This is a genomic window from Elioraea sp. Yellowstone, assembly GCF_006704265.1.
GTDB lineage: Bacteria > Pseudomonadota > Alphaproteobacteria > Acetobacterales > Acetobacteraceae > Elioraea.
Genome location: NZ_VIKA01000122.1, coordinates 1 through 9,558, shown reverse-complemented (window position 1 = coordinate 9,558; position 9,558 = coordinate 1). Strand labels below are relative to the sequence as shown.

At 73.3% G+C, this 9,558-nt stretch carries 13 protein-coding genes; all 13 read left to right on the top strand.

What is annotated here, in order from left to right:
• On the top strand, positions 1-330 hold a 330-nt coding region (locus FK498_RS14550; RefSeq protein ID WP_141855750.1), incomplete at its 5' end, for an SPOR domain-containing protein.
• Positions 331-337: 7 nt separating this feature from the next.
• Positions 338-1,360 (top strand): beta-N-acetylhexosaminidase, encoded by a 1,023-nt coding sequence (gene nagZ, locus FK498_RS14545; RefSeq protein ID WP_141855748.1) that lies wholly within the window; start codon positions 338-340, stop codon positions 1,358-1,360.
• The gene (locus FK498_RS14540; RefSeq protein WP_141855746.1) at positions 1,357-2,055 is read left to right on the top strand and encodes a site-2 protease family protein; all 699 of its coding nucleotides are present in this window, start codon (positions 1,357-1,359) and stop codon (positions 2,053-2,055) included. The genes nagZ and FK498_RS14540 overlap by 4 nt, the downstream gene beginning before the upstream one ends.
• A 13-nt stretch (positions 2,056-2,068) precedes the next feature.
• Positions 2,069-2,872, top strand: coding sequence for a ScpA family protein (locus FK498_RS14535; RefSeq protein ID WP_202614870.1), 804 nt, complete (start codon positions 2,069-2,071; stop codon positions 2,870-2,872).
• A complete protein-coding gene (gene scpB, locus FK498_RS14530) occupies positions 2,869-3,543 on the top strand; it encodes an SMC-Scp complex subunit ScpB (protein ID WP_141855745.1) in 675 nt (224 codons plus the stop codon). The genes FK498_RS14535 and scpB overlap by 4 nt, the downstream gene beginning before the upstream one ends.
• A 3-nt stretch (positions 3,544-3,546) precedes the next feature.
• A complete protein-coding gene (locus tag FK498_RS14525; protein WP_141855742.1) occupies positions 3,547-4,611 on the top strand; it encodes an ABC transporter ATP-binding protein in 1,065 nt (354 codons plus the stop codon).
• A 114-nt stretch (positions 4,612-4,725) separates the two neighbouring features.
• Positions 4,726-4,917 carry a twin-arginine translocase TatA/TatE family subunit gene (locus tag FK498_RS14520; RefSeq protein WP_141855740.1) on the top strand — a complete coding sequence of 64 codons (192 nt, stop codon included), beginning with the start codon at positions 4,726-4,728 and terminating at the stop codon, positions 4,915-4,917.
• 38 nt (positions 4,918-4,955) lie between these two features.
• Positions 4,956-5,420 carry a Sec-independent protein translocase protein TatB gene (gene tatB / locus FK498_RS14515; protein ID WP_141855738.1) on the top strand — a complete coding sequence of 155 codons (465 nt, stop codon included), beginning with the start codon at positions 4,956-4,958 and terminating at the stop codon, positions 5,418-5,420.
• 4 nt (positions 5,421-5,424) lie between these two features.
• On the top strand, positions 5,425-6,225 hold the full coding sequence (gene tatC / locus FK498_RS14510; protein WP_141855736.1) for a twin-arginine translocase subunit TatC: 801 nt from the start codon (positions 5,425-5,427) through the stop codon (positions 6,223-6,225).
• 12 nt (positions 6,226-6,237) lie between these two features.
• Positions 6,238-7,509: a serine--tRNA ligase gene (gene serS / locus FK498_RS14505; RefSeq protein WP_141855734.1), complete on the top strand. Its 1,272-nt coding sequence runs from the start codon at positions 6,238-6,240 to the stop codon at positions 7,507-7,509.
• On the top strand, positions 7,506-8,315 hold the full coding sequence (gene surE, locus FK498_RS14500; RefSeq protein WP_141855732.1) for a 5'/3'-nucleotidase SurE: 810 nt from the start codon (positions 7,506-7,508) through the stop codon (positions 8,313-8,315). Before serS ends, surE begins: the two co-directional genes overlap by 4 nt.
• 3 nt (positions 8,316-8,318) lie before the next feature.
• Positions 8,319-8,990, top strand: coding sequence for a protein-L-isoaspartate(D-aspartate) O-methyltransferase (locus tag FK498_RS14495; protein ID WP_141855730.1), 672 nt, complete (start codon positions 8,319-8,321; stop codon positions 8,988-8,990).
• A gap of 122 nt (positions 8,991-9,112) precedes the next feature.
• Positions 9,113-9,558: LysM domain-containing protein (locus tag FK498_RS14490; RefSeq protein WP_161988429.1), on the top strand; the 446-nt coding region annotated here is incomplete at its 3' end.

The window sequence follows — 9,558 nt, the reverse complement described above, 5'->3', positions numbered from 1 at the left end:
CCGTCCGCGCAGGCTGCCGCGCGCCTGCCGCTGCCACCTCCGCCGCCGCAGGCCGAGATCGGCCCGGCGCCACGCGCCGAGGGCGGCATCCAGGTCCAGCTCGCCGCCGTCGGCAGCGAGGCGGCGGTGCAGGCGGAGTGGACCCGCCTGCGCAGCCGCATGCCCGACCTGCTCGCCGACCAGACCCTGACCGTCAGCCGCGGCGAACGCGAGGGCCAGCCGTTCTGGCGCCTGCGCACCGGCCGTTTCGCCGATCCGGCGGCGGCGCGCGGCTTCTGCGAGCGGGTGCGCGCGCGCGGCTTCACCTGTTTCGTGGTCGGCGGGTCCTGAACGCGGCGTGGCCGAAGACCCCACCCCGAAGGCCGCGATCGTCGGCCTGGCCGGCCCGGAACTGACGCCAGCGGAACGGCGGCTGTTCCGCCGTGCCCCGCCGCTCGGCGCGATCGTGTTCGCGCGCAACATCGACAACCCGCGGCAAATGGCTGATCTTGTTGTCGAATTCCGGCTCGCGATCGCCCGTCATGACGCGCCGGTGCTGATCGACCAGGAGGGCGGTCGCGTCGCCCGGCTGCGCGGCCCGCACTGGCGTCACCCGCCGCCGGCTGCGGTCTTCGCCGCGCTCTACGCGCGCGACCCCGTCGCAGCCCGACGCGCGGCGATGCTGAACGCCCGTCTGATCGCCGAGGACCTGCGCGAGGCCGGCATCACGGTGGACTGCGCCCCGGTGCTGGACCTGCCGGTTGCCGGCGCGCACGACGTGATCGGCGACCGCGCGCACGGCAGCGACCATCGTGTCGCCACCGCGCTCGGCCGCGCGGTCGTGCGCGGGCTGCAGGCCGGCGGCATCGTGCCGGTGCTGAAGCACATGCCCGGCCACGGTCGGGCCGCCGCCGACAGCCACGCGCAGCTTCCGGTGGTGGACGCGCCGGCCGACGCGATCCTTGCCCGGGACGCGCGGCCCTTCGCCGCGCTCGCGCGCGAGCGCAGCTGGGGCATGACCGCGCATATCCTGTTCACCGGCCTCGACCCTGACCTGCCGGCCACGATCTCGCCCGCAGCGATCGCCTTCATCCGCAACCGCGTGGGCTTCCGCGGATTCCTGGTGACCGACGACCTTGCCATGAAGGCGCTCGACGGCGCGCCCGGACAGCTCGCGCGCGCCGCGATCGGGGCCGGCTGCGACGCCGTGCTGGAATGCTCGGGCGATCCCGCCCGCACCGAAGCGGTGCTGGCCGAGACCCCGCCGCTGACGCGCGCCGCGGCGGCCCGGCTCGCCGCCGCGGCCCACCATGCGGCGATGCTGCGCCGGCGGCTCGACCGCAGCCGCGCCCTCGCCGCACTCGACGCCCTGCTCGCGTGATCGAGACGATCCTCTGGGGCATCGCGGTGATCGCCCCCGGCGCGCTGGTCGCGATCATCCTGCACGAGGTCGCCCATGGCTGGGCCGCGCATGCGCTCGGCGACCCGACGGCGAAGCTGCACGGGCGGCTCTCGCTCAATCCCGTGCGCCATGTCGATCCGTTCGGCACGATCGCGCTGCCGCTGATGCTGTTCGCCTTCCAGATGCTGACGATCGGGCGGATCGAGTTCCTGTTCGGATGGGCCAAGCCCGTGCCCGTGGACACGCGCTACTTCCGCCGCCCGCGCCAGGACATGGCGCTGGTGGCGGCGGCGGGGCCGGCGATGAACCTGGCGCTCGCCTTCGCGATCGCGGCGATGGGGCACCTGGTGGACCTCCCGCCGCGCCCGGTCGGCATCTTCCTCGCCGAGATGATCATCTTCGCGGTGCAGATCAATCTGCTGCTGATGCTGTTCAACCTGATCCCGGTGCCGCCGCTGGATGGCGGGCGTATCCTGGTCGGGCTGCTGCCGCTCGGCCCCGCGCGGGCGCTCGCCCGGCTGGAGCACGCCGGCATCTTCATCGTGCTGTTCGGCCTGTTCGTGGTCCCCGCCATCCTGCGCCAAGCCGGCATCCCGTCCGATCCGATCGGGCAGTGGCTGCTGCCGCCGCTGTTCTGGCTCAGGCGGCTGGTGTTCACGGCGGTCGGGCTCTAAACCGGAAGCGGCCATGACCGAGGACGCCGTCACCGCATTCGAGGGCCCGCCCGCCCGCATCGCGCCGCTCTCGGTCGCGGTCGAGGGGTTCGAGGGGCCGCTCGACCTGCTGCTGAGCCTGGCGCGCGAGCAGAAGGTGGATCTCGCGCGCATCTCCATCCTCGCGCTCGCCGAGCAGTACCTCGCCTGGGTCGAGCAGGCGCGCGCGCTCGATCTCGACCTCGCCGCCGACTTCCTGGTGATGGCGGCCTGGCTCGCCTACCTGAAGTCGCGGCTGCTGCTGCCGCCGGCCGAGCGGCCGGAGGACGAGCCGAGCCCGGAGGCGGCGGCCGAACTGCTCGCCTTCCAGCTCCGCCGGCTCGAGGCGATGCGCGAAGCGGGAGCGGCCCTGATGGCGCGGCCGCGGATCGGGCTCGACGTGTGGCCGAGGGGCGCGCCGGAGGCACGGGTGGAGAAGGTGCCTGGCGGATGGGCGCTCACCATGCATGAACTGATCGCGGCCTATGCGGCGGCGCGCCGGCGCGGCCTGGGCCGGCGCGGCTACGTTCCGCCGCCCCTGCACCTGATGAGCGTGCAGGACGCGCTCGAGCGGCTCACCCGGCTTCTGCGCGTGGTGCCCGACTGGGCGGTGCTGACCCGCTTCCTGCCGCCGGGTCTGGGTGCCGGGCTGCCGACGCGCGCCGGGGTGGCCTCGATGCTGATCGCGGGGCTCGAACTTGCCAGGGACGGGCGGCTTGAACTGAGGCAGGAGGAGCCGTTCGGGCCGATCTGGGTGAAGCCTGCGGCACGCGCCGCGGGCGGGGAGGGTACGGCATGAGCGCGCCTGCCGAACTGCCCCTGCCGGCGCCGGAGGTGCAGCCCGAGCACCTGCGCATCGCCGAGGCGCTGCTGTTCGCCGCCGCCGAGCCGGTCACGCCGAAGGCGCTCGCCGAGGTGCTGCCCGAGGGCGCGGACGTGCGCGCGACCGTCGCGGCACTGCAGGCCGCGCTCGCCGGGCGGGGGGTGGAGATCGCCGAGGTCGCAGGCGGCTGGCAGCTCCGCACCGCGGCCGATCTCGCGCCGATCCTGCGCCGCCGCTTCGAGGTGCCGCGCCGGCTCAGCCGCGCCGCGGTCGAGACGCTCGCCATCATCGCCTACCACCAGCCCGTGACGCGCGCCGAGATCGAGGACATCCGCGGCGTCGCCCTCGCCCAGGGCACGCTGGATGCGCTCGCCGAGGCCGGCTTCGTCGAACCGAAGGGCAGGCGCGAGACCCCCGGACGGCCGACCACCTGGGGCACGACGAAACAGTTCCTCGCCCATTTCGGCCTGGCCTCGCTCAAGGACCTGCCGAAGCTCGAGGAGCTGAAGGCGGCCGGGCTCCTGGATCTGCGCCCCGGCACGCTGCCGCCCGCCGGTGGCGGCGAGGAGGGAGCGCTCTCGCCGCAGGCCGAGGCCGAGGAGGCGCCGCCGCCGCTCGACCCCGAGGACGGGGCGCGGGACCGCTAGCTCATGGCGCTCCGCCTCGAGGGAATCCGCCATGCCTTCGGCGATCACGTGGTGCTGCGCGGGATCGACCTCGCGGTGGCGCCGGGCGAGATCGTCTGCCTGCTCGGCCCCTCGGGCGACGGCAAGACCACGCTCTTGCGCATCGCCGCGGGCCTGACGCCGCTCCAGCACGGGCGGGTGTGGATCGGCGGCGCGCTGGTGGCCGAGCCGGGGCGCGAGGTGCCGCCCGAGAGCCGCGGGGTGGGGCTGCTGTTCCAGGACTTCGCGCTCTTCCCGCACCTGACCGTGGCGCAGAACGTGGGCTTCGGCCTGCGCGGCCCGGCCAAGGCCGACCGTGTGCGCGAGATGCTCGCGCGCGTCGGCATGCAGCGTTTCGCGGACGCGATGCCGCACACGCTCTCGGGCGGGCAGCAGCAGCGCGTCGCCCTCGCCCGCGCGCTCGCCCCCAGGCCGCGCGTGCTGCTGCTCGACGAGCCGTTCTCCGGGCTCGACGCCCGGCTGCGCGACCGCGTGCGCGACGACACGCTGCACGTGCTGCAGCAGGAGGGCATCGCCGTGCTGATGGTCACGCACGACGCCGAGGAGGCGATGTTCATGGCCGACCGCATGGCCATGCTGCACGACGGCGTGATCGCCCAGGAGGGGCCGCCGGCGGAGATCTACCTCCACCCCGCCACCCCCTTCGTCGCCGCCTTCCTCGGCGAGGTGAACCGGCTCGCCGGGACCGTGCGCATGGGCATGGTGGCGACCCCTTTCGGCCCGGTGCCCGCGCCGGGCCTGCCGGAGGGGGCGACGGTGCAGGTCCTGATCCGACCCGAGGGGATCCGCCTGATGCCGCAGGGCGCCGGCGAGCCCTGCCATGCGCGCGCGCGCGTCGAGGCGGCGCGGCTGCTCGGTCGCACCTCGATGGTCCACCTCTCGGTGCACGACGCCGGGCGCGAAGTGCACATCCACGCCCGCATCCCCGGCGAGTACCTGCCGGCGCGCGACGCGGTGGTGGCGGTTGCGCTGGACCCGACAAGGGCGCATGTGTTCCCCGATGACGAGCAGGACCGCGCGGCGGCATGACGGCGGGCGGCGGGCGGGCTCTCGGGGCCGCGCGTTGCCGCGGCATCCGCGCTCTGCCATGATCCGCCGCCTCGCCGGGGACGCGGCGACAGCGCCCGGGGGACGCACACGGACATGAGCATCGGCATCTGGCAGATCGTGATCGCGGGGCTGGTGATCGCCCTGCTGTTCGGCTCCCACAAGATCCCGGCGCTCGCGGCGGAGGCGGCCAAGGGACTGAAGAGCCTGAAGCGCGAGGCCGCCGCGGCCAGGGCCGGATCCGCCGACGCGCCCTTCGACGAGAACGAGTCGGACCGCAAGCGGTGAGGACGGGCGCGGCGGGCTGAGCCCCGCGCCGGAACGACATGCTCGATTTGGCCTGGACCGAGATCGCGCTGATCCTGCTGGTCGCCCTGGTGGTGATCGGCCCGAAGGACCTGCCGCACGCCATCAAGGGGATCGCCGAGTTCATCCGCAAGGCGCGGCGGATGGCCGGCGAGTTCCAGGTGCATGTCGACGAGATGATGCGCGAGACCAAGCTCGACGAGGTGAAGCGCCAGATCGACGAGGTGCGCCAGGGCGCCTACGAGATGAAGCGCCAGTTCGAGGACGAGATCGACCGGGACCGCGACATCGCCAGGTCCTTCAGCGATCCCTTCGCCGATTCCCCGACCGGCACGACGGGCAGCCCGCCGCCTGCGGCCACGCCCGCGCCGGCGGCCCTGGCGCCCGCCCCGGCGGCGGTCGCGCCCCCGGATCCGGCGCGCCCGGCCGAGGACGACCCTCCCGCCTTCGTTCCCCCCGGCACCGCCAAGCGCGACACGGCCTGAGACGATGCGGCCCGAGGACGACACCATCGACGACAAGCCGATGCCGCTGATCGATCACCTGATCGAACTGCGGCAGCGGATCCTGCTGGCCCTCGGCGGGTTCGTGGTCGCCTTCGTCGTCTGCTACGTCTTCTCGCAGCAGATCTACGGCTTCCTCGCCGCCCCGCTCGCCGACATCCTCCAGCAGCAGACCGGGCAGGAGCGGCGGATGATCTTCACCGCGCTCTACGAGGCGTTCTTCACCTACCTGAAGGTCGCGCTGTGGGGCGCCCTGATGATCAGCTTCCCGTGGTGGGCGACCCAGCTCTGGCTGTTCATCGCGCCGGGCCTGTATCGTTCCGAGAAACGGGCGGTGATGCCGTTCCTGATCGCCACCCCGTTCTTCTTCGCGCTCGGGGCGGCGTTCTGCTACTACCTGGTCATTCCGGCGGCGTGGCACTTCTTCCTCTCCTTCGAGAGCCCGGCCGGCGCGGGCGGACTGCCCATCCAGCTCGAGGCGAAGGTGGGCGAGTACCTCTCGCTGGTGATGCGGCTCATCTTCGCCTTCGGCTTCGCCTTCCTGATGCCGGTCGGGCTCGTGCTGATGGCGCGCGTCGGCATCATCACGCCCGAGGGCATGGCCTCGAAGCGGCGCTATGCGATCGTCGGCATGTTCGTGCTGGCCGCGGTGATCACGCCCCCCGACGTGATCAGCCAGGTCGGGCTCGCGCTGCCGCTGATCATGCTCTACGAAGGCTCGATCCTGGCCGCCAGGATCTTCCGCAAGCGCGCGGAGGCCGCCGCGGCAGCCGCCGCCGCCGACTGACCGGACGCCCCGATGCACGACATCCGCCGGATCCGCGAGGCCCCGGAGGCCTTCGACGCGATGCTCGCCCGCCGCGGTCTCGCCCCGCTCGCGGCGGAGGTGCTGGCGCTGGACCAGCGCCGTCGCGCCGCCCAGACCGCGTTCCAGGAGATGCAGGCGCGGCGCAACGCGCTCTCGAAGCGCATCGGCGCGGCGCGCGGCAGGGGGGAGGACGCCGCCCCGCTGCAGGCGGAGGCGGCGGCGATGGCCGAGGCGATCGCGCGCGAGGAGGCCGAGGAGAAGCGTCTCGGTGCGGAGCTCGACGCGCTGCTCGCGACCATCCCGAACTGGCTCGACGATGCGGTGCCGACCGGCGGCGGCGAGGCCGACAATGTCGTGCTGCGCTCCTGGGGCGAGCAGCGCCGCTTCGACTTCACGCCGCTGCAGCACTTCGACCTCGGCGAACGCCTCGGCCTGATGGACTTCGAGGCCGCCGCGCGGCTCGCAGGAAGCCGCTTCGTCGTGCTCAAGGGGGCGCTCGCGCGGCTCGAGCGGGCGCTCGGCCAGTTCATGCTCGACCTCCAGACGGCCGAGCACGGCTACACCGAGGTGAACCCGCCGCTGCTGGTGCGCGAGGCGGTGCTCTACGGCACCGGCCAGTTGCCGAAGTTCCGCGACGACCAGTTCGCGACGACCGACGGGCGCTGGCTGATCCCGACCGCCGAGGTGCCGCTGACCAACCTCGCGCGCGAACGCATCCTGGCCGAGGCCGACCTGCCGATCCGCCTCACCGCGCTGACCCCCTGCTTCCGCGCCGAGGCCGGCAGTGCCGGGCGCGACGTGCGGGGGATGCTGCGCCAGCACCAGTTCATGAAGGTCGAACTCGTCTCGATCACCGCGCCCGAGCAGTCGGACGCGGAGCATGCCCGCATGACCGCGGCGGCCGAGGCGGTGCTGCAACGGCTCGGCCTCGCCTATCGGGTGGTGGATCTCTGCTCGGCCGATATCGGCTTCGGCGCGACCCGCACCTTCGACCTCGAGGTGTGGCTGCCCGGGCAGGGCGCCTATCGCGAGATCAGCTCCTGCTCGAACTGCCGCGACTTCCAGGCCCGAAGGATGGACGCGCGCTACCGGCCGGACGAGGGCAAGGGCACGCGCTTCGTCCACACGCTGAACGGCTCCGGGGTCGCGGTCGGGCGGGCGCTGATCGCGGTGATGGAGACCTATCAGCGCGCGGATGGCGGCATCGACATCCCCGAGGCGCTGCGCCCCTACATGGGCGGGCTGACGGCGATCGCGCCATGACGCACCGCCACGCCCCGATCGCCGACCTCGCCGCCGCGCGCATCCTGGTCACCAACGACGACGGCATCGCTGCGCCGGGGATCAGGGTGCTGGAGAAGATCGCGCGCACGCTCTCGCGCGATGTCTGGGTGGTGGCGCCCGAGACGCAGCAATCGGCGGTCAGCCATGCGCTGACCGTGCGCCGGCCGCTCCGTGCCCACCGCCTTGCTGCGCGGCGCTACGCCGTCGAGGGCACGCCGACCGACTGCGTGCTGGTCGCCGTGCACGACATCCTGGGACGTCGGCCGCCCGACCTCGTGCTCTCGGGCATCAACATGGGCGCCAATCTGGGCGAGGACATCGGCTATTCCGGCACGGTCGCGGCGGCGATGGAGGCGACGCTGCTGGGGCGGCGCGCGATCGCGCTCTCGCTCGACCTGCCCGAGCGGAACAACGGAGCGGCGTCGCGCAGGCCGCGCTGGGACACCTGCGAGCGTGTCCTGCCCGACATCATCCGCCGCCTCGCCGCCCGGCCTTGGCCGGACGAGACGCTGGTGAACGTGAACGTGCCCGACCGGTCCGTCGATACCCTGACGGGGGTGCGGGTGGCGCATCAGGGCCGGCGCAAGCAGGGGCTCGCGCTCGAGAAGCGCACCGACCCGGACGGGCGGCCCTACTACTGGCTGGTCGACTGGTCGAAGGAGGAAGTGCAGCCGCGTGGATCGGATCTCTCGGCCATCAACGAGGGAGCGATCGCGATCACGCCGATCACCATCGACTTCACCGCGCGCGGTTTCCTCGGCGATCTGCGCGCCGCCTTCGGCTGAGACGTGGCCTCGGATCCGTCGCGCATCCGCCTGATCCTGGCGCTGCGCCGGGCCGGGATCACGGACGCGGCCGTGCTCGCCGCGATCGAGAACATCCCTCGCGAACTCTTTGTTCCGGAAACATTCAAGGACCAGGCGTGGGAGGATACCGCGCTGCCGATCGGGCTCGGCCAGACGATCAGCCAGCCGCAGGTGGTGGCGTTGATGACCGAGGCGCTGAAGGTCTCGAAGAAGCACAGGGTGTTGGAGATCGGCACGGGATCGGGGTATCAGGCCGCGGTGCTGGCGAAGCTCTGTCGCCGGCTCTACACGATCGAGCGGCATCCCGCGCTGCTCGAACGCGCCGAGGCGATCTTCCGCGAACTCGGCCTGACCAACATCGTCACGCGCTGCGCCGACGGCACCAAGGGCTGGCCCGAGCTCGCGCCGTTCGACCGCATCATCGTCACCGCGGCACCACGCGAGCCGCCGCCGGCGCTGATGGACCAGCTCAGCCCCGAGGGCGGCGTGATGGTGCTGCCCATGGGACCCAGCCCGCACGACCAGTGGTTGTGGCGGCTCACGCGCACGGGGGATGCCTGGGAGCGCGAGCGGCTGACCGCGGTGCGCTTCGTGCCGCTGGTGCCCGAACCGCCGCCGTCGAGCGAGACGCTGGACGTGCCGGCACGCGAGTGAGGCATCCCGGCAACGCCCGGATGCAGAAATGTCACGCGGGCCGGCGCACCGGTTGCGGAGCGACTCGGGCCCTCCGTATAAGCGACTCGGGACGAGTCGCAGCGCGTGAGGACGGTTTGGGCGTGCAGCCGGCGCTGATCTTCCGGATCCACAACCTGGGCGTGCCGGTGGCGGCATTGTCGGCGGCCGTCGTCGTCGCGGCATGCGCGGGCCCGGCGCCGTCCCGGCAGGCTGCGCCACCGCCGGCCGTGCCGGTCGTGGTGGCGGTGCTGCCGGGCGACACGATCTCGGCCATCGCGCGCCGCAACGACGTGGACTGGCGCGAACTCGCCGCCGCGAACGGGCTGGCGCCGCCGTACCGGATCCACCCCGGACAGAAGCTGACGCTGCCGCTCCGGCTGCCGCCGCCGGTCCCGGTCGGCGCGGCCACGCCGGCGGCGGGCGATCCGGTGACGGCCGCGCCGGTGGTGACCTTGCCCGAGGGCCATCGCGCCGTCGTCGCGGAGACCCTTCCGCCGCCCGGCCCTTCCGCGCCGGCGGCCAGCGTTCCCGCATCGCTGCCGGGGAC